Source organism: Exiguobacterium aestuarii, from assembly GCF_020171655.1.
GTDB lineage: Bacteria > Bacillota > Bacilli > Exiguobacteriales > Exiguobacteriaceae > Exiguobacterium > Exiguobacterium aestuarii_A.
Genome location: NZ_JAIVAC010000002.1, coordinates 1 through 19,219 on the forward strand (window position 1 = coordinate 1; position 19,219 = coordinate 19,219).

Here is a 19,219-nt window from a genome sequence, read left to right on the forward strand (position 1 = left end):
TGAGCCAGGATCAAACTCTCCAAAGAATTTGATATAGCTCTTAAATTGACGAAGCTTGCGCTTCATTCAAAAATTGTAAAACTTATTTTTGCCTCATCGTTCAGTTTTCAAAGTTCGTCAGTTTAAATGGTGGGCCTAAGTGGACTCGAACCACCGACCTCACGCTTATCAGGCGTGCGCTCTAACCGGCTGAGCTATAGGCCCATAAAAAAGAATGGTGCACCCTGAGAGATTCGAACTCCCGGCCTTTAGATTCGTAGTCTAACGCTCTATCCAGCTGAGCTAAGGGTGCGCATATGGTGCGGTCGAGAGGACTTGAACCTCCACGGTGTTAACCACCACTAGGCCCTCAACCTAGCGCGTCTACCGATTCCGCCACGACCGCAGCGTATGAAATTAAAATGGTGAGTCATGCAGGGCTCGAACCTGCGACCCTCTGATTAAAAGTCAGATGCTCTACCAACTGAGCTAATGACTCAAATAAAAGCTGGGCTGGAAGGGATCGAACCTTCGCATGTCGGAATCAAAATCCGATGCCTTACCACTTGGCTACAGCCCAACGTAAATGGCGGTCTTGACGGGATTCGAACCCGCGATCTCCTGCGTGACAGGCAGGCATGTTAACCCCTACACCACAAGACCAGATTACGTTTTTATTTGAAATGGTGGAGGATGACGGGATCGAACCGCCGACCCCCTGCTTGTAAGGCAGGTGCTCTCCCAGCTGAGCTAATCCTCCATATATGGTGACCCGTACGGGATTCGAACCCGTGTTACCGCCGTGAAAGGGCGGTGTCTTAACCGCTTGACCAACGGGCCAGTGTATGTGTCTTCTAAGTAATTTTAAGTGGCGGAGACGGAGGGATTCGAACCCTCGCACCGGTTTCCCAGCCTACTCCCTTAGCAGGGGAGCCCCTTATAGCCTCTTGGGTACGTCTCCAAAATAAAATGGCTCCGCAAGTAGGATTTGAACCTACGACCTACCGGTTAACAGCCGGTTGCTCTACCACTGAGCTATTGCGGAACGTTGCTTGAAATTATCGAAGTAACGATTTATATTGTAACCGCAAACCAGAAACCTGTCAATCACTTTCTTAGAAAAACTTTTATTTCGCATGCCGTCTCTCGGCGACTTCTATAAGATATCACGGTACAAAAAGACCGTCAACACTTTTTCTAAAAAAAAATCAGGTAAAATGAAAAACATTTTACCTGATTCGAGTTTCTTCTTATTAAGTGCTCGGTTCAAGCATCGTCAAACTAATTCGTCCCCGGTTCACATCGACCTGTTCGATCCATACCGTAACGATATCACCGACCGCCACGACATCTAACGGATGCTTCACGTAGCGATTCGATAATTTCGAAATATGGACGAGCCCGTCCTGTTTTACACCAATATCCACAAACGCACCAAAATCAATGACGTTTCGAACGGTCCCTTGGAATTCCATTCCGACTTGAAGGTCTTCAAGACTCATGACGTCCGTGCGCAGTAACGGCTTTTGAATATCTTCCCGTGGGTCACGTCCTGGTTTCGCTAACGACTTCAAGATATCCTCGACAGTTGGAAGTCCCGCATCTAATCGCTCACTCAATACATTCGCATCAACTTGTTGTAACCGTTCACGCAATGCAGCTGTTCCGACCTCAGCTTTCGAGGATCCGATTTCTTTTAAGATTGATAATGCGAGGGAATAACTCTCTGGGTGAATCTCCGTCTGGTCGAGAACGTCCTTCCCATTCATAATTCGCAAGAATCCAGCCGCCTGCTCGAATGCCTTCGCTCCAAGTCTTGGCACTTTCTTAATTTCCTTTCTCGTTTCAAAGCGTCCATTCTCTTCACGATATACCACAATATTTTTAGCAGTCGTTTTGTTCAGTCCCGATACGTAAGTCAATAAAGACTCCGAGGCACGGTTCACATCGATTCCGACCATGTTAACCACGCTCTCCACGACGAATTCTAAAGATGCCTTCAGTTTATTCTGACTCACATCATGCTGATATTGCCCGACACCAACCGACTGCGGGTCGACTTTGACGAGTTCTGCCATCGCATCCTGGATTCGGCGTGCAATCGAGACGGCTGACCGTTCCTCTACTTTTAAGTCCGGAAATTCACTACGTGCGACTTCCGATGCAGAATAGACACTCGCTCCCGCTTCGTTCACAATCGCGTAAGCAATCTCACGCTCTGCTTTCTTTAACCAATCCGCAACGAATTGTTCGGTCTCCCTTGATGCCGTACCGTTTCCGACGACAATAACGGAAATTGGGTACTTTTTCGCGAGTCTCGTTAACACTTTCTCCGCTCCATCGATATCGTGCTTCGGAGCCGTCGGATAGAAGACACCGACCTCTTCGACTTTTCCGATTTCATTGACGACCGCCCATTTACATCCTGTGCGATAAGCCGGATCGATCCCTAAAACGACGACCTCGCGAAGAGGCGGTTGCATGTAGAGTTGCTTTAAGTTTTTCGAGAACACATCGATTGCCTGCTCCTCTGCCTTGTCGGTCAATTCACCACGAATCTCTCGTTCAATGACTGGGAAGACAGATTTTTTATAAGCCTCTGTCACAGCTGCTTCGACAACTTCACGTTTCTCTTTCGGAAGTCGCTCATATGTACGAAGCGCTTGATCCATGAAACGTGTCTCGTCAAAAATGACTTTCACTTGAAGGACATCAGTGCGCTCCCCACGGTTCAAGGCGAGTACACGGTGTGGGACAATCCCCGCAATTTTCTCTTCATATTCATAATACTGCGCAAAGATCTCTTTTTCGTCTTCCGCTTGTTTTTTCTTCTTCGAACGCAACAATCCTTCTTTGCGAACACGGTCACGAAGCATCTGTCTTAATTTTGCTTCTTCCCCCCATTCTTCCCCGATGATGGCATGTACGAGCGGAAGAGCTTCTTCTAGCGCTACACCCTTCGAGAGCTCTTCAACCACATCTGTTGAGTATGGAGACTTGTCTCGGAACCAGTCCGCAAGTGGCTGCAACCCTTTCTCACGTCCTTGTTCCGCTTTCGTCCGCCGTTTCGGACGATATGGTAAGTAGATATCTTCCACTTGCTGAAGGGTTGTCGCTGCCTCTAACGCCTTCGTTAGTTCAGGTGTATTCTTTTCCAGCTCTTCTAACTTAGCAAGAACATCCGTTTTCCGTTTTTGCAGACTTTCTTCATATTGAAGGGCGTCCAAGATTGCTTTGATTTCGACTTCATCCAGGTTCCCCGTCATTTCTTTCCGGTAACGAGCCATGAACGGAATCGTCGCCCCTTCAGATGCGAGCTGTTGAACCGTCTCTACTTGGTTCACTTTCAAGTTTAACGCCTTAGCCACTTTCGTAATCACTTGAATCACTTCCTTTTATGATCTCTTCCAAAGTGTAGCAAACATTCAAACAAAAAAGCGATGACTCGATTAGTCATCGCTTGAGAATACTTCATTGAGTGGGACTTTGATGGCTTCACGCAGTTTTTCGAGTGCTCGCCGTTGCAAACGGGAGACATGCATCTGCGAGATCCCAAGAAGTTCTCCAGTCTCTTTTTGACTCATATTCTTATAGTAGGCGCATTCTAAGATGGCGCGTTCCCGTTCATTTAGGACGTTGAACGCTTTCTCTAGAATGAGACGTTGGTCGACCGATTCATATCCACGCTCTTGGCTACCGACCAAGTCGAGTAACGTGACCGTACTGCCTTCGTTATCCGCCTCAATTGAACTATCGACCGACAGCGCTTGATAACTCTTGCCCATCTCAAGCGTTTCAAGAATTTCTTCGTCTGATACGCCAAGATGATCGGCAATCTCATCGATTCGCGGCGAGCGTTGCAATTCAGTCGTCAACTCTTCGACCGTCTTCTTAATTTTCGGTCCGAGCTCTTTAATCCGACGTGGAACATGGACACTCCATGTTTTATCGCGGATGAATCGCTTGATTTCACCGATGATGGTTGGGACGGCAAACGATTCGAAGCTACGACCAAATTCTGGGTCAAATCGACGAAGTGCCGCCAACAACCCAATCATCCCAACTTGCACGAGATCATCGTGAATCGCTCGTCCACGCGAAAATTTACGGGCGAGTGCTTCGACGAGGTCCGAATAGCGATTGATGAGTAGCATTTGCACTTCTTCGTTTTGATCGTCTTGTTGGTAGCGTTCAATCCACTCTAGTACCTCGTCATCACTGTGATGGCGTTGTTGAGATTTTGCTGGCACTCTGATCCACCTCGTCCCTGTTGAGGAGTTTTGTCATCGTCACTTTGACACCATTGTCTTTATTGATCGAGACATCGTCCATTAACGCTTCGATAAGGAAGAGACCAAGTCCTCCTTCGTGAAGCGATTCAATTTCTGTCGTCTCTTCGACCGGAGCCGCCTGACGCTTCACATCGTCTGCGAACGTCTTGCCTGAATCTTGAATTGTGATTTCAAGACGATCTGCATATACGCCACAAGCGAGTTTGACTTCTCCATCTTGATGCTCTTCATACGCATGCTGGACTGCGTTGCCGCATGCTTCCGAGACCGCGATTTTAATATCCTCGATCTCGTCGTACGTATATCCCATACGGTTAGCGATTCCTGAAACGACTAATCGAACCACACCGACATATTCTGGTTTGGCCGGGAACGTCATGACCGTCTGTTCAACATTGTTCATTGCGTGCCACCTCTTACGTTCGAATTAATTGAAAGAAGTTTATGGAGACCCGTCAATTCGAACAAACGATTGACTCGCTCCGTGACCCCGACAAGTGACAACTCTTTTTCGTTACGCGTGGCAATTTTCAATGCGCCGACGAACACACCGAGACCTGTCGAATCCATATACTCCACTTCGTCTAAATGAACGACCACATCTTGCTCACTGATGGCCGGATGCAATACTTCTTTCAATTTTGGTGCAGTATATGTATCCACTTCCCCGGATACGTAAAGGTGTAATTGTTCTCCAATGACTTGCTCACGAATCGATAAATCCATCGTCTATTCCCTCCTAAATGTCCGTACAGATAAATTGAGTACGATTTACTTTAATTCCCCACTATCAAAATCTTAAACCACTTTTTTTAAAAATGTTTAAAAAAAGACCGATACCTATGTACCAGTCTTGATCTATGTAAGGCTAGAGAGGGATCAATCCCATACTAATCTCTAGCGCTCGGTCAACTTTATGCATCGTCTCATCATCGAGATGAGTGACTTTATCCGTCAGACGACGCTTATCAATCGTTCGAATCTGCTCAAGTAAAATCACAGAGTCTCTCTCGAGTCCATGCTTCTCTTGATATACTTCCACATGAGTCGGCAGTTTTGCTTTTTGAATCTGAGCTGTAATCGCAGCGACAATGACGGTCGGGCTAAAGCGATTGCCGATGTCGTTCTGTACGATGAGAACGGGTCGAACGCCACCTTGCTCTGAGCCGACTACGGGCGACAGATTCGCATAAAATACGTCACCACGCTTTACGATCACTCTGCTCACACCCCACTTACTTGACGTAAGAGAGCGTGTTCGGCTTCGGCTTCAATCGTTAGCATCTCTTCTGCCATATTCAAGTTAAACGCGGCCATCTCTTGATAGCCTTTCGCCAATTCTTCACGCAGTGTTTGTTGTCGATCAGCAATTTCTTTAGACAAGTATGTCACTACATCGTTCAAGGACAGTGTTTCACGGTCTTTCATCGAAATCGGACCCCCTTGTTGCGAGAACCGATCTGGGACGGACGCTAGCGCACCCGCAGTTCGCTGCTTCAACATCTTACACCTCCAGAATCGTTTCATGGACTGGCGGAAAATCTCCCGCGTTCTTTATCAATATAACACGCGGGAATAGGAAAATATAGAGAAATCGAGAAAGAATTCAGATAATTTCACACGATTTGTGATTCACACATAGTGACGCGGTAATCGACTCGTGAACTGGCAAACAATCTCATAGTTAATCGTCCCTAGATATGACGCAAGTTCATCAATGGCGACGTTTCCACCGACAAGTGTCACATCCGTACCGACCGGAAACTCTTTTGGAAGTCGGATCATGAAGCGATCCATGCAGACGCGTCCCACAATCGGACAACGAACACCATTTACCTCAACTTCAAATCCGCTCGCCTTCCGTAACCAGCCGTCCGCATATCCGACTGGGACGGTACCAATCCATTCATCGGTCGATGTCGTATAGGTCGCTCCGTAACTGATCGTTTGACCTGCCTCGAGACGCTTCACCTGCATCAGCTGGCTCTTCAACGTAAAGGCAGGGCGGAGGAACGAATAGAATGTTTCCATCTCATGTGACGGATATAAACCATAGAGTGCAATCCCGACACGGACCAGATTATAAGGAACATCTTGTCCTGCCATTCGGATGGCCCCTGCTGAATTGGACGTATGAATATAGCGGAACCGCTCATGTAAACCATCCATCAAGCGTTCGAAACGTTCTTGTTGTGTATAGTACAAGTCGCTATCAAGTTCATCCGCTGTCGCAAAATGGGTGTAGATGCCTTCAATGACAAATGAATCGTTCGCTTCTTCAAGCAACGCATCAAGCTGCTCTCGCGTACGAAGACCAAGACGTCCCATTCCTGTGTCGACTTTAATATGAACCGTCAACGGTTTTTCTTCTATATAAGCAGCAGCCTCTTTTAACCATTTGGCAGAAAAAACGGACAACGTGACATCTCGTTCTGCTGCAATCCCTGCATATTGGGGGAATTGCGCCTCCATGACTAAAATCGGTGCCTCGATCCCTGCATCCCGAAGTTCGATTGCTTCTTCTAATAAAGCGACCCCAAGCATCGTCGCCCCGTTCTGAAGGGCGATATTCGCTACTTCAACAGCCCCATGACCGTAGGCATTCGCTTTGACGACCGCCATGATGTCTTGCGGGATACGTTGTGTTAACTCTTGTATGTTATGGGCGATGGCCGCCCGATCAATCTCGATTCGACTAGGACGAAACATGTTGCCCCTCCTCTTCTAAGATGACTTGTGCGACGGCATATGCACTGCTATGACTGATGCTGACATGAATTCGTCCCGAAAACGGCGCAGTCATGACAGGTCGACCTGTCTCATCTGGTAAAATTTCAATATGGCGCCACGATAGACCGTGCGCGATTCCGGTGCCGATTGCCTTGGCATAAGCTTCTTTTGCGGCAAACCGACCCGAAACAAACTCGATTTGACGCGGCAGTGGGTATTGTTGAATAAGCTCATACTCTGCATCGGTGAGCAGGCGCTTTAAAAAACGCGGTTGTTTCATCGAGCGAGCCATCCGATCAAGCTCGACGATATCGACTCCGATTCCTACAATCACAGGACACTCGCTCCTTTCCTTTTTTCCCCGTTTCCCTATACAATTGGAGAAAGAGGTGATGTTATGTTTAGTCGTACGGAAAATGTACAAACGTTTGTACGGGCATATCCACTCGTAACGCTGTTCATTGTAATCCAACTCCTTGTGTTTGTCATCGATTCTTTCGCTCCTGGTTTACGAATCGTGTCAACAGGAGGGTCGTTTCATTTGGCACTCGCCGACGGACAATGGTATCGCTTAGTGACGGCCAACTTTATTCATTTGAGTCTCGGCCACTTACTATTTAATTCGTTTGCGCTGATCATCTTCGGACCAGCGATGGAACGTATGGTCGGGCATGTGAAGTTTGCTCTATTTTATGTATTCGCCGGGGCACTTGCCAACTTGTTCACCTACTTCACCGTCAGTAACTTGTTTTATCTACAAGCTGGTGCGTCAGGTGCCATCTTGGCCATTCTCGGATTCTATGTGTACATCGGCCGCTTCCGCCGCACGTTGATGCTTAGCCAAGATGCCCGCTTGGTCTATATCTTCGTCGCCATCAGTGCCGTCTTTACACTCATCGGTTCGAACGTTTCGCTTTGGGGCCACGTGTATGGCTTTTTGGCAGGATTTTTACTTGCCATTCCACTCTCCCGGTATGCCGTTCCGTATACACGCCCGATGCGCTACGGGAAGTATAAGCAACGTTCGTACGCGCCCCCAATTATTCATTCCGGGGACGGAAAATGGTTCTTCTACATCATCATCGGACTGGCAGTTTTCGGTTTATTGGCACAGTTCCTATAACAAAAGGGTGACACACGGCGTGTCACCCTTTGTCGTTACGTCAATAATGTCAGCATCAAAGCCTTCTGTGCGTGTAAGCGATTCTCGGCTTGATTGAACACCCATGACTGTGGTCCATCAATCACATCAGCCGTCACTTCTTCCCCGCGATGCGCCGGTAAACAATGAAGGAAAATCGCATCTGTTTTCGCAAGTGCCATCAAGTGACCGTTCACTTGGAATCCTTCGAATTTCAACAGTCGTTCATCGGCTTCCTGTTCTTGTCCCATACTCGCAAAGACGTCCGTGTAGACAATATCCGCCTCGTTCACAGCAAGCGTCGGGTCATCAAACAACGTAATACTGCCCCCAGTCGTCTGAGCCAACTTCTGTGCATTCTCATAAATCGCTTGATCGACAGTGTATCCGCTCGGCGAAGCGATGCGGATATGCATCCCACTCAGCGCACCGCCGATCATGAGCGAATGTGCCATGTTGTTCCCATCTCCGATATACGTCAACACTCTTCCCGAACGACTGCCGAATTGTTCTTCAATCGTCAACAAATCTGCGAGCACTTGGCATGGGTGATGCAAGTCTGTCAATCCGTTCATAATCGGAATCGATCCGTGTTGCGCCAACGTCTCGACTGTTTCATGGGCAAACGTCCGAATCATCAATGCGTCCACATACCGACTCATCACTTGAATCGTGTCCGTCAACGGTTCCCCGCGTCCGATTTGCAAATCTTGACCACTGAGGAAGAGCGGGTATCCGCCTAGTTCGACGACACCCACTTCAAATGACATGCGCGTACGCGTCGATGCCTTCTCAAACAATAACGCAACTTTCTTACCTGTCAGTGCGGTCGCAAAAGATTGAGGCGACTGTTTGACGTCGCGTGCCAACTGAAGCAACGCATCGAGCGTGTCCGGTGTCAGTTCTTCCATCGTCAAAAAGTGTTTCATCGTCTTTACTGTCATTTAGCTACTCCCTCTCTCATTTGAATGGATTGTAAGGATTGAACCGGATTGTCGGTCAGTGACTGACTCATTTGATAATACTGAGCCAACTGTCGTGACGAGATGATATGAACACCATTTCGGACGGCGATTTCACGTACTTCCCGCTCGTCGGTCGCGTCCGAGAATAGTATGGCGACTTGTTGGAAATCCGTGACGTTTGCAAGTGGTGTATTTCCGAACTGTTCAAACCCTTTCCCACATGCACTCTGCGGACGGTTCATCACCCGTGTCGTTAACGCATCATACGTAAACCGTTCTGGCACATACGGGTGTGAACTGAACTGGAGTGTCTCACCTGTCGAACGCATCACTGGACCAGTCATCGGGTCGACGCCCGGCAATTTGACGTTCGAGAAAATCGGTGTCTTCACCGCATAGTTCGTCAATGTGCAAGGACTTTCGGAACGTGATCGGCTAACGGCAAGCCGTAAGCCGCGTATGTCGCCCATTCGATTAACGGTTCGCCCGTCACTTTACTGACAATCGGTACGGTCCGAGATGCACGCGGATTGATTTCAAGGACATAGATTGTTTCTTCCTTCAACACAAACTGAATGTTCAAGGCTCCCTTATAATCGAGTGCCCGTCCGATTCGTTTGGCGATCGATTCGACTTTCCCTTGAATCGATTCACTCGTCTCGACAGGCGGCAAAACCATCGTCGAGTCGCCTGAATGAACGCCCGCCGCTTCGATTTGTTCGAGGATGACTGGCACATACACCGTTTCCCCGTCTGTCACACAATCCACTTCGAGCTCACGCCCTGCCACATACTGATCGACAAGGATTGGATAGGCAAGACTCGGTAACGCCTCTGCTAACTGTTCCTCTGAACGAATGAGCAGCATCCCTTTCTCGCCGATCACGTAAGACGGGCGAAGGATACATGGATAGCCAAGTTGTTGTACCGCCTCATTCAATTCTTGTTGGGAAGACACCTCTTCTCCCGGGATGTGTTCGACTTCAATCGAATCAAGGAACTGATAGAAACGTTCCCGATCTTCCATTTGATCGATGGTTTGTGCAGACGCACCGAGCAAGTGATACCCCGCCGCTTCTAATTCATGGGCGAGCGAAATCCCCGTCTGTCCTCCGAACTGAATCAACACATCGTGACATCCTTCCGCTTCTAACACATGCATGACATCCTCACTCGTCAATGGCTCCACATAGAGTTTGTCCGCAATCGAGAAGTCGGTCGACACGGTCTCTGGGTTGTTGTTGATCATAATCGTTTCCACACCGAGCTTTTGAAGCGCCCATACCGCGTGAACTGAACTGTAGTCGAACTCAATGCCTTGCCCGATTCGAATCGGTCCTGCACCGATGATGGCAACTTTCGTCTTGTCACTCGGTTTTACTTCAGTCGTCCCGTGCCATGAGCCATAAAAATATGGCGTCTGGCTTTCAAACTCGGCCGCACACGTGTCAACCATTTGGTATATCGGGTGAATCGAAGCCGCTTCCCGAAGCGCCTTGACGTCCGCGACGTGTACATTCATAATCTCGGCAATCTGCGTGTCCGTGAATCCGAGTCGCTTCGCCTGTAACAGCTGACTCGGTTCCATCAAATCTTGCTTCGTCATGTGGATGATCCGCTTCAACATCTGAATGAAATGTGGGGTGATGCCCGTGATTCGCTGTAACGCGTCCCCAGACACGAGTTCACGGTCGAGTAAGGCAAGACAAGCATGCAGACGACGATCCGTCGGTGCCTCGACTTCGTTCATCAATCCTTCGACGGTAGCGTCCTGCATCCATTTCGGATAAAGCGGTGCCTGTTCAATCCCGGCGCCACGCCATGCTTTTTGCAATGCCTCTTCTAACGTTTTCCCCATTGCCATACTCTCTCCGGTCGCTTTCATTTGTGGACCGAGCGCACGGTCTGTCTCGGCGAACAAATCGAATGGGAAGCAGGGCACTTTCGCCGTAACGTAATCGAGTGCCGGTTCAAAACTTGCCATCGTATTGGTTGTGACCGGATTGATGCAACGGTCTAAAGGTTCCCCAAGAGCGAGACGTGTCGCAATCTTCGCAATCGGATATCCGGTCGCTTTTGACGCGAGCGCTGAGCTCCGCGAGACACGAGGATTCACTTCGATCACGTAGTACTCTGACTTCGTCGGATGAACGGCGAACTGAATGTTACAGCCACCAATCACACCTAATTCGGATACGATTCGGAACGAAGCACTCCGCAACGTTTGATGCATCTGATCCGATAACGTTTGTGCCGGTGCAAATACGACGGAGTCCCCCGTATGCACACCGACCGGGTCAATGTTTTCCATGTTGCAGACGATAATGCACGTTCCGAACGCATCGCGCATCACTTCATATTCAAACTCTTTATAGCCGGCGATACTCTTCTCGACTAAACATTGTGAAATCGGACTCGCTTCAAGACCACGACGCGCCATCGTATATGCTTCTTCTTCCGTCGTCGCGATGCCTCCACCTGTTCCACCGAGCGTGAAAGCTGGGCGAACGATAAGCGGGACACCCGTCGTCTTGATGAAAGCTGTCAATTCTTCAATCGATTCAATCGTCGTCGACGTCGGAATCGGTTCATGTAACAGCTCCATCTTTTGTTTGAATCGTTCACGGTCTTCTCCATCACGAATCGTTTCAAGTGACGTCCCGAGTAGTTCGACTTCATATTGCGCCAATACTCCGGCTTCCTCGAGATCGAGCGCCAAGTTCAATGCCGTCTGTCCACCGACTGTCGCGAGTACATGAGTCGGACGTTCTTTCTCGATGATCGCGGTCGCTTTTTGTACGGTCATTGCTTCGATATATGTCGCATCTGCCATCCCAGGGTCCGTCATGATTGTCGCAGGATTGGAGTTCAATAAGACAACTTCACAACCGGCTTCACGAAGCGCTTGGCATGCTTGTGTTCCGGAATAATCAAACTCTGCGGCCTGCCCGATCACGATTGGTCCTGAACCAATGACGAGTACTTTTTTATGCATACACGTTCACTCCTTGCTGAATCATTTCATCGAAACGGTCGAATACGGATTGCGCATCGATTGGCCCCGGACTCGCTTCTGGATGGAACTGCGTCGTGAACAAGCGCCCATTCGGATGAACAAGCCCTTCAACCGAATGATCATTCACGTTCTCATAGAGCAGTTCGAGCGGGCTTTGTTCGATACTCATACGCTCGACCACATAGCCGTGGTTTTGTGACGTCATCCACACTTCGTTCGTCTTAACGTTTCGAACCGGATGATTCGAGCCCCGATGACCATATGTTTGTTTCTCAATTTTGCAACCGAACGCGAGGGCGAGTAGCTGATGTCCCATGCAAATCCCGAGTGTCGGATACGTTAATGCCAATTCGCGAATGACTTCAATCCGTCCGAGATGGTCTCGCGGGTCCCCAGGGCCATTCGATACTAAAATCGCATCCGGTCGTAACGACGTAATGACATCTTTCGTCGTATCATATGGAACAGTCGTCACGCGATAACCACGCTTCACGATTTCTCCAACCATTGATGCCTTCACTCCGAAGTCGAGACAGACGACATGTCCTTTCTCACCATTGCCTTCTAGAACCTGAGAAGTCGTCGTGACACGCGCTGTCAGATGATTGACAGGTTGAATATCGATGTGCACATCTGGGTTTGATGACATGACTCCGAATTGATCCCCTTCTTCGCGTAACACATGGACGAGGGCACGTACATCGACTTGTGAAAGTACCGGAATCCCTTCCTTTTCAAACCACTCCTTCAATGCAGGGCGATCCCCGTGGTCTGCCAGTGTCTGAACGAGGACGCCAGCCGCTTGAATGCGAGCACTTTCGTTCCCGTCTGATTCCAGTCCATATTGTCCGATCAGCGGGTAAGTGAACGCGATGATTTGTCCTGCGTATGACGGATCGGTCAACACTTCTTGATAGCCCGTCATCCCGGTGAAGAATACGACTTCGCCACTTGCGTGTCGTGCACTCGTCTCCCAAGTTCCTGTAAATTGCATCCCGTTCAATAGACTGATGCTTCCGTTCATACGACGCCCTCCTTCTGTAAGATGTGTTCAAGTTTCGTCAATGCCTCGTCGATTTCGGATTTCGTGACAAGGAGTGAGGGGAGGAAACGAATGACATGGGGACCCGCCATGACGACCAATAACCCTACCTCGGCCAATTGCGTGACCCACTCGGCTACCGGCTCTGTCGAAACCAGTCCAACCATCAGTCCAAGTCCTCTCACTTCTACGAAGCGTTCTCCGTCCACGAATCGCGCGAGTCCTTCCTTCAAGTAATCCCCCATGTCTTTGACATGTTGAAGGGACGTTTGTGTGAAGAGAACATCGAGCGTCGCTTCTGCCGCTGCCATCGCCAACGGATTTCCACCGAAAGTCGAACCGTGACTCCCGGGTCCAAAGACCACCGTCGCTTCTTCGGTCGTCAACATCGCCCCAACCGGGATGCCGCTCCCTAACCCTTTCGCCAACGTGACAATATGAGGTTGAAGCGGTGTTTGTTCGAAGGCGAAACGTGTTCCGGTACGAGCGATACCGGTCTGCACTTCATCGACGACGATTTTCACGTCATACTTGTCAGTCATTTCTTGCAACGCCTGTAACCACGATTGATCCGCCACGACGACACCCCCTTCGCCTTGCACGATCTCGAGCCAAACAGCGGAAGTTTCTTCATCGATTAAGTCTAGTGCATGCATATCGTTGAATGGCGCATGAATGAAATCGTCCACCATCGGTCCAAATCCTTGTTTCACTTTATCTTGCCCGGTCGCCCCGAGCATCGCGAACGTGCGTCCATGGAACGACTGAGTGAAGGTGATGATTTTCGTCTTCTTCGTCCACTTGCGTACCAACTTGAAGGCCGCCTCATTCGCTTCTGTTCCGCTGTTACAAAAGAAGGCTTGCGTGAGATGTGTTCCTTCCATCAATTTCTCTGCAACCTGCTGCTGACCGGATATCACATATAAGTTTGATGTATGCCACACCTGATTCAATTGCTCTTCAATCTTTTGCTGCACGTATGGATGACGATGTCCTGTCCCACACACGGCAATCCCCATCACAAAGTCTAAGTACGTGTTTCCTGATACATCCGTCACGTACGATCCGCTCGCTTTCGCGATCTCAATCGTTCGTGGTCCGTATGTCGGTAAAAGCGAATTCATAGTTCCCCTCCCATAATCTTGTCCCTTCCAGTGTTGCGTCACTGCCATCTCGGATACGGGCACTTTTGACCCCACCTGCCACTGCTGCTAGTAATGCCTCTACTTTCGGTACCATCCCGCCATAGATTTCTCCATTCGCCATCGCTTCTTGCACGTCACGCTCATGTAACGTTGTTTGGAATTCACCATGAATACGAATGCCATTTACATCTGTCAGAAGTTCGAATTCGTCCGCTTGTAACGAAACAGCAAGTGCCACCGCACAATCATCGCCGTTACAGTTCAGCGGTCCGTCCGCGCTCGCAATCACCGATGTCACGACCGGCACATGACCAGAATCCATTAATTGTTCGAATACGTCATTTCGAATCGCTACCACCTCACCAACTTTCCCGAGGCCGGTGAGTCGGTGACCAACAATCGCATTCCCGTCGACACCTGATAAGCCAAACGCATCGATGTCATGTTGTGTCAGCGTCGACACGACATCTGTCTGCATTTCCCCAGCCAATACTCGCCAAGCCCCAATCAATACTTCGTCTGTCGTCACGCGACGTCCGTCTAAAAAGAACGGTTCAATCTGTTGAGACGTGCAGTACGCCGATAGTTTTGGTCCACCCCCGTGAACGATGAGCAGTTCATTACCCGCTTCAATCCAGTCACGCCACTCCTCAAAGTACTCAGGTGCAATCGAGTCCCAAACGCTACCGCCCAGTTTGATGACTTTCCGCTTCTTCATGTCCGATAACTCGCATTGATTTTGACGTAGTCATATGTCAAGTCACACCCGTATGCCTGACCGTTTCCTTCCCCGTCATTCAAGTCGACCGTGATGGTGACGACATCCCGACTCATCTCTTCTGTCGCATACGTCTCATCGAACCAGACAGGGGTACTGTTCTGAAGGACGAGTTGACTACCGATGTGAAGATCGATTGCTCCGACGTTCACCGGGAACGGAACGGCACCGATGGCGGCAATAATTCTTCCCCAGTTGGCATCTTGACCGTACACCGCTGTCTTCACGAGGGAAGATCCGACGATTTGCTTAGCGATTGTTCTAGCCTCTTGGTCGGATATGGCTCCACTGACATTGACTTCAATGAGTTTTGTCGCACCTTCCCCATCTTTCGCAATCGCTTTGGCAAGGTCTAGACACACCTCTGTCAACGCCTGTTGGAACGCCTCATGTGCTGAAGTTCCCTCTTTGATTTCCTCCATTTCGAGTGCTCCGCTCGCCATGACGAGTACCATATCGTTCGTCGAACTATCCCCGTCTACCGTAATGTTGTTGAACGAGGCGTCGACACTTTTCATTAACGTTTGTTGCAAAAGCTCTGGTGAGATGACGGCATCCGTCGTGACGAATCCGAGCATCGTCGCCATGTTTGGATGAATCATCCCCGATCCTTTGGCGACCCCCGCGATGGTCACGGTCACTTCTCCCTCTTCGTACTGGACGCTCGTCTGTTTCGTCCCGGTATCAGTCGTCAAAATGGCTTCAGCGAATGCTTGTCCACCTTCCCACGCGTCTGTCGGTTGCAGATGACCGATTCCATTAACGAGTGGTGTCATCGGAAGCGGCTGACCGATGACACCTGTTGAAGCGACCGCCACCTCTTCCGGCTTCACTCCTAGTTGTGTCGCTGTCACGTCACGCATCGTATAGGCGTCTGTCAATCCTTGTTCTCCTGTACACGCGTTCGCATTACCACTATTGATCAATACTGCCCGAAGGTACCCATTTGATTCGGCCAGTGATGCTTTCGTCACTTGAATCGGTGCCGCTTGAAAGTGATTTGTCGTATAGACCGCTGCCGCACTCGCTGGTCGTTCACAAACGAGTAACGCCAAGTCTTTACGTTTTCGCTTTAGTCCCGCATGGATGCCACACGCTTGAAATCCTTTCGGTGATACGATGCCCGGCTTTTTCGTCGCCATGATGTCGATCATGCTTCATCCTCCTAAATGTATTGTGGTTGACTCAACAGTCCTAACGTTTCTTCGAATCCGAATCGAGCGTTCGCATTTTGCAGTGCTTGCCCGGCCGCCCCTTTTTGCATATTGTCGATGACCGACACGATGGTCAGTCGATTCGTCCGTTCTTCTTTGTACACCCAGAGATCGCAGTAATTCGAACCGACGACCGACTTGATTTCAGGTTCACCTTGCTGCACTCGGATGAATGGTTCGTGTTCATACGCGCTCTGCAGTCGGCGTACCCACTCATCTTCTGAAACGTCATCGTTCGGCTGAGCTGTGATCGTCGCCATGATACCTCGATTGATTGGCAATAAATGCGTCGACATCGAGACAGTTGTTTTCTTCTCACTCCATGTATTCAGCGTCTGCTCAATTTCAGGAATGTGCTGATGGGAGTGAATTTTATACAATTGCACGTTCTCATTCGATTTGGCGTGATGCGTCTTCTCACTCAATCCCTTGCCCGCACCTGTGATTCCTGAACAAGCAGAGACGATGATATGCAATGGATCAATCCAATCATTATGAACAAACGGTAACAAGGCGAGCGAGACGGCTGTCGCATAACAACCAGGATTTGAAATCCATTTCGCGGTCGAGAGCTTGTCTCGATTCCACTCGGTCAATCCGTAAACAGCCTCTGCTTGAATGATTTCGTTGACAGGTGGCTTCCCGTACCATGTTTCATACAAGTTGGACGGTAATCGCAAGTCCCCACTCAAATCGATGACCACCCCATCAAAAGATTCCAACTGTCGTATATAGTCAGCGGATACGCCACTCGGTGTCGCAAGGAACAACACATCGATTCCTGCTAAGGCCTCCACTTGAAACGGTTCGAGTTTTTGTGCACCTGCTCGTAACCACGGATACAGTTCCGATAAGGTCATCCCGGCGCACGAATCGCTGATTGCTTTTTCTAAATGGATAGTCGGATGTTGTTCGATCAGCTTCAACAATTCCAACCCGGCATAACCTGTTACGCCGACGATGCTACACGTGATCATCTCTCTACCTCCTCTAAAGAATAAAATGATTGAACCATATGTATATTTATTCTGTCAATTGTATTTTTATTCATATAAAACAGCGAACTTTTATGATTGCTTGTGTAGTAAGGCTTTGGAGCATAAAAAAAGTCCGATGCATATGCACCGGACCTGTGATTAGATTTGATTTTTATGACGAGCCTCTTGAAGCGCATCGACTAAGTCTTTCACGTCTTCGACGAGGTTTTGAATTGTATCTTGGTTTTCTTCGTAGAGCGATTTCCATTCCATGACTCGGTCTTTCAAGTTGCCTTTCGATGACGCTTGAAGACCGACCGCGTGTGCTTCTGTCGATGTATTAGATGACTTCAACTTCGACTTCATGCCTTTCAATTGTCTCACTTGTTGATCGCGTGTTTCGCTATGGAGAAGTGATGCCGCTGCGCCGATTACTGCACCCGCAGCCATCCCCAACCAGAAATAATTCTTGTTCATAAAAATCCTCCCCTAACATGACGTTATCTTTTATTATAGATTATCTGACTCGGTGACGACATAGTGTTTTATGACAGGACCTGCACCTCGTTGTTCGACCGCCCGTTTCAGGCGGTCTTCAAGTACCGCATAGTCCGCTGTATCTCGGAAGTGTTTCCCACCAGACGTGAATTGAATAAACAAGACCGCATGATTGTCGTCTGGGTCGACACCTAGACGGTATGCCGAAAATCCATCATGTCCAACCCCGAGCGGCGCCTTTTCCGTCAACAATTGATGAAACAGGAGCGAACGGGCATTTTCATCCGTCGGCACATTCGCATATAAAATATTTCCTTTTTTGACGAATTCGCCAGATGCCTCTTCAATCTCAAACACTTTTCCACTCTTGAACGGAGATTTTTCTCCTTCTGCAAGCAGAATCGTTTCATGTCCATTTGCTGCGACCACGCCCGGCTCTTTCCGGAGACGCTCGGCCACACTACCTGACGCGAAGGTCATATACAGTTTAGACAAGCTCCTCACACCCTTTCGCGAGTGTGATGTCTTTCTCCGTGATGCCCCCTTCGTCATGGGTCGATACGGTCAATGTTACGTTCCGATACTCGATTAAGATATTCGGATGATGATCGAGCGATTCAGCCAAATCCGCTACGAGATGGACGAACTGGATGGCTTCCGGGAACGTCTCAAGCCGATATGTCTTCTGAATCTCCCCGTTCACTTCTTCCCAACCGTTTAACCGTGACAGTTCATCTGTCAATTCACTTTGTGATAATACCATCGTCACAATCCCCTTTCCCTATACAGTCTACTGTCTTAATCTACCCAAACCGGAGAAAAATAATCTTCCGCGCATGATGTATAATGATTTAGAATGAGATGGATAGCCATCATTTTGATTACGAGAGAGGAGCATCTCCCATGCGCGCATTGATTGTTATTGATTATACATTTGATTTTATCGCAGACAGTGGTCGTTTGACTTGTGGGAAACCCGGGCAAGAGATTGAAGAACGGATTGTCGAGTTAATCAAAACGTTCTCGACCGAGGATTATGTCGTCATCGCGAACGATGTCCATGATGCAGGCGACACGTTCCATCCTGAAACGACGTTGTTCCCACCTCACAATATTCGCGGGACGGAAGGTCGTGAATTGTATGGTGCAGTGAAAGAAGCATCCAAAACAGCCGACCATTGGATCGACAAGACACGGTACAGTGCGTTTGCCGGAACAGACCTTGACCTTCGTCTTCGGGAACGTGGGATTACAGAAGTTCATCTTGTCGGCGTCTGCACAGACATTTGTGTGCTCCATACAGCCGTAGATGCCTACAACCTCGGTTATCAAATCGTCGTCCACGCCGATGCCGTCCAAAGCTTCAACCCGGTCGGTCATGAATGGGCGCTCGAACATTTCGTCACGACTCTCGGTGCGACCGTTGTCGGAAAGTGACGTAA

21 protein-coding genes and 10 tRNA genes are annotated in these 19,219 nt (G+C 49.0%); 2 read left to right on the plus strand and 29 right to left on the minus strand.

The window, feature by feature from the left end:
• Positions 1-127 precede the first annotated feature (127 nt).
• From LCM29_RS10910 to acpS, 18 genes are all read right to left on the minus strand, one after another.
• A tRNA-Ile gene (locus tag LCM29_RS10910) sits at positions 128-204 on the minus strand.
• 11 nt (positions 205-215) lie between these two features.
• Positions 216-292, minus strand: a tRNA-Arg gene (locus LCM29_RS10915).
• A 5-nt stretch (positions 293-297) separates the two neighbouring features.
• A tRNA-Leu gene (locus LCM29_RS10920) sits at positions 298-385 on the minus strand.
• Positions 386-402: 17 nt separating this feature from the next.
• A tRNA-Lys gene (locus LCM29_RS10925) sits at positions 403-478 on the minus strand.
• 9 nt (positions 479-487) lie between these two features.
• Positions 488-559: transfer RNA gene (locus LCM29_RS10930), tRNA-Gln, on the minus strand.
• A 7-nt stretch (positions 560-566) separates the two neighbouring features.
• A tRNA-Asp gene (locus tag LCM29_RS10935) sits at positions 567-642 on the minus strand.
• 21 nt (positions 643-663) lie between these two features.
• Positions 664-739, minus strand: a tRNA-Val gene (locus LCM29_RS10940).
• A gap of 5 nt (positions 740-744) precedes the next feature.
• A tRNA-Glu gene (locus LCM29_RS10945) sits at positions 745-819 on the minus strand.
• A gap of 29 nt (positions 820-848) precedes the next feature.
• A tRNA-Ser gene (locus LCM29_RS10950) sits at positions 849-940 on the minus strand.
• A gap of 9 nt (positions 941-949) precedes the next feature.
• A tRNA-Asn gene (locus LCM29_RS10955) sits at positions 950-1,024 on the minus strand.
• Between the two features lie 208 nt (positions 1,025-1,232).
• Positions 1,233-3,359: a Tex family protein gene (locus tag LCM29_RS10960; protein WP_224862828.1), complete on the minus strand. Its 2,127-nt coding sequence runs from the start codon at positions 3,357-3,359 to the stop codon at positions 1,233-1,235.
• Between the two features lie 69 nt (positions 3,360-3,428).
• Positions 3,429-4,229 (minus strand): RNA polymerase sigma factor SigB, encoded by an 801-nt coding sequence (gene sigB / locus LCM29_RS10965; protein WP_015880560.1) that lies wholly within the window; start codon positions 4,227-4,229, stop codon positions 3,429-3,431.
• Complete coding sequence (gene rsbW, locus LCM29_RS10970) at positions 4,195-4,674, minus strand: anti-sigma B factor RsbW (protein WP_224862830.1); 480 nt, start codon at positions 4,672-4,674, stop codon at positions 4,195-4,197. Before rsbW ends, sigB begins: the two co-directional genes overlap by 35 nt.
• Positions 4,671-4,997 (minus strand): STAS domain-containing protein, encoded by a 327-nt coding sequence (locus tag LCM29_RS10975; RefSeq protein WP_214696023.1) that lies wholly within the window; start codon positions 4,995-4,997, stop codon positions 4,671-4,673. The genes rsbW and LCM29_RS10975 overlap by 4 nt, the downstream gene beginning before the upstream one ends.
• Before the next feature lie 142 nt (positions 4,998-5,139).
• Complete coding sequence (locus LCM29_RS10980; RefSeq protein WP_026824472.1) at positions 5,140-5,490, minus strand: type II toxin-antitoxin system PemK/MazF family toxin; 351 nt, start codon at positions 5,488-5,490, stop codon at positions 5,140-5,142.
• Positions 5,491-5,495: 5 nt separating this feature from the next.
• On the minus strand, positions 5,496-5,774 hold the full coding sequence (locus tag LCM29_RS10985) for a hypothetical protein (protein ID WP_026824473.1): 279 nt from the start codon (positions 5,772-5,774) through the stop codon (positions 5,496-5,498).
• Positions 5,775-5,903: 129 nt separating this feature from the next.
• Complete coding sequence (gene alr / locus LCM29_RS10990; RefSeq protein ID WP_224862832.1) at positions 5,904-6,980, minus strand: alanine racemase; 1,077 nt, start codon at positions 6,978-6,980, stop codon at positions 5,904-5,906.
• Entirely contained in the window at positions 6,967-7,335 is a 369-nt protein-coding gene (gene acpS, locus LCM29_RS10995; RefSeq protein WP_224862834.1) for a holo-ACP synthase, read from the minus strand. The genes alr and acpS overlap by 14 nt, the downstream gene beginning before the upstream one ends.
• Positions 7,336-7,398: 63 nt before the next feature.
• Between acpS and LCM29_RS11000 the strand changes: the two genes are divergently transcribed.
• On the plus strand, positions 7,399-8,124 hold the full coding sequence (locus LCM29_RS11000; protein ID WP_224862836.1) for a rhomboid family intramembrane serine protease: 726 nt from the start codon (positions 7,399-7,401) through the stop codon (positions 8,122-8,124).
• A gap of 35 nt (positions 8,125-8,159) precedes the next feature.
• Here the strand turns inward: LCM29_RS11000 and argF are convergent, their stop codons facing one another.
• From argF to LCM29_RS11055, 11 genes are all read right to left on the minus strand, one after another.
• Positions 8,160-9,086, minus strand: coding sequence for an ornithine carbamoyltransferase (argF, locus tag LCM29_RS11005; protein ID WP_224862838.1), 927 nt, complete (start codon positions 9,084-9,086; stop codon positions 8,160-8,162).
• Positions 9,083-9,514 carry a hypothetical protein gene (locus LCM29_RS11010; protein WP_224862840.1) on the minus strand — a complete coding sequence of 144 codons (432 nt, stop codon included), beginning with the start codon at positions 9,512-9,514 and terminating at the stop codon, positions 9,083-9,085. The genes argF and LCM29_RS11010 overlap by 4 nt, the downstream gene beginning before the upstream one ends.
• Positions 9,511-12,102 carry a carbamoyl-phosphate synthase (glutamine-hydrolyzing) large subunit gene (gene carB / locus LCM29_RS11015; RefSeq protein WP_224862842.1) on the minus strand — a complete coding sequence of 864 codons (2,592 nt, stop codon included), beginning with the start codon at positions 12,100-12,102 and terminating at the stop codon, positions 9,511-9,513. Before carB ends, LCM29_RS11010 begins: the two co-directional genes overlap by 4 nt.
• Positions 12,095-13,147 carry a carbamoyl phosphate synthase small subunit gene (locus LCM29_RS11020; protein WP_224862844.1) on the minus strand — a complete coding sequence of 351 codons (1,053 nt, stop codon included), beginning with the start codon at positions 13,145-13,147 and terminating at the stop codon, positions 12,095-12,097. The genes carB and LCM29_RS11020 overlap by 8 nt, the downstream gene beginning before the upstream one ends.
• A complete protein-coding gene (locus tag LCM29_RS11025) occupies positions 13,144-14,289 on the minus strand; it encodes an acetylornithine transaminase (RefSeq protein WP_224862846.1) in 1,146 nt (381 codons plus the stop codon). Before LCM29_RS11025 ends, LCM29_RS11020 begins: the two co-directional genes overlap by 4 nt.
• Entirely contained in the window at positions 14,249-15,028 is a 780-nt protein-coding gene (argB, locus tag LCM29_RS11030) for an acetylglutamate kinase (protein ID WP_224862848.1), read from the minus strand. The genes LCM29_RS11025 and argB overlap by 41 nt, the downstream gene beginning before the upstream one ends.
• On the minus strand, positions 15,025-16,242 hold the full coding sequence (gene argJ, locus LCM29_RS11035) for a bifunctional glutamate N-acetyltransferase/amino-acid acetyltransferase ArgJ (RefSeq protein ID WP_224862850.1): 1,218 nt from the start codon (positions 16,240-16,242) through the stop codon (positions 15,025-15,027). Before argJ ends, argB begins: the two co-directional genes overlap by 4 nt.
• A gap of 11 nt (positions 16,243-16,253) precedes the next feature.
• On the minus strand, positions 16,254-17,279 hold the full coding sequence (gene argC, locus LCM29_RS11040; protein WP_224862852.1) for an N-acetyl-gamma-glutamyl-phosphate reductase: 1,026 nt from the start codon (positions 17,277-17,279) through the stop codon (positions 16,254-16,256).
• Positions 17,280-17,438: 159 nt separating this feature from the next.
• Complete coding sequence (locus LCM29_RS11045) at positions 17,439-17,756, minus strand: hypothetical protein (RefSeq protein ID WP_214696016.1); 318 nt, start codon at positions 17,754-17,756, stop codon at positions 17,439-17,441.
• Between the two features lie 33 nt (positions 17,757-17,789).
• Complete coding sequence (locus LCM29_RS11050) at positions 17,790-18,272, minus strand: type III secretion system chaperone (RefSeq protein ID WP_224862854.1); 483 nt, start codon at positions 18,270-18,272, stop codon at positions 17,790-17,792.
• Entirely contained in the window at positions 18,265-18,540 is a 276-nt protein-coding gene (locus LCM29_RS11055) for a 4a-hydroxytetrahydrobiopterin dehydratase (RefSeq protein WP_015880543.1), read from the minus strand. Before LCM29_RS11055 ends, LCM29_RS11050 begins: the two co-directional genes overlap by 8 nt.
• A gap of 140 nt (positions 18,541-18,680) precedes the next feature.
• Between LCM29_RS11055 and LCM29_RS11060 the strand changes: the two genes are divergently transcribed.
• Complete coding sequence (locus LCM29_RS11060; protein WP_074034315.1) at positions 18,681-19,214, plus strand: cysteine hydrolase family protein; 534 nt, start codon at positions 18,681-18,683, stop codon at positions 19,212-19,214.
• The last annotated feature ends 5 nt before the right edge of the window (positions 19,215-19,219 follow it).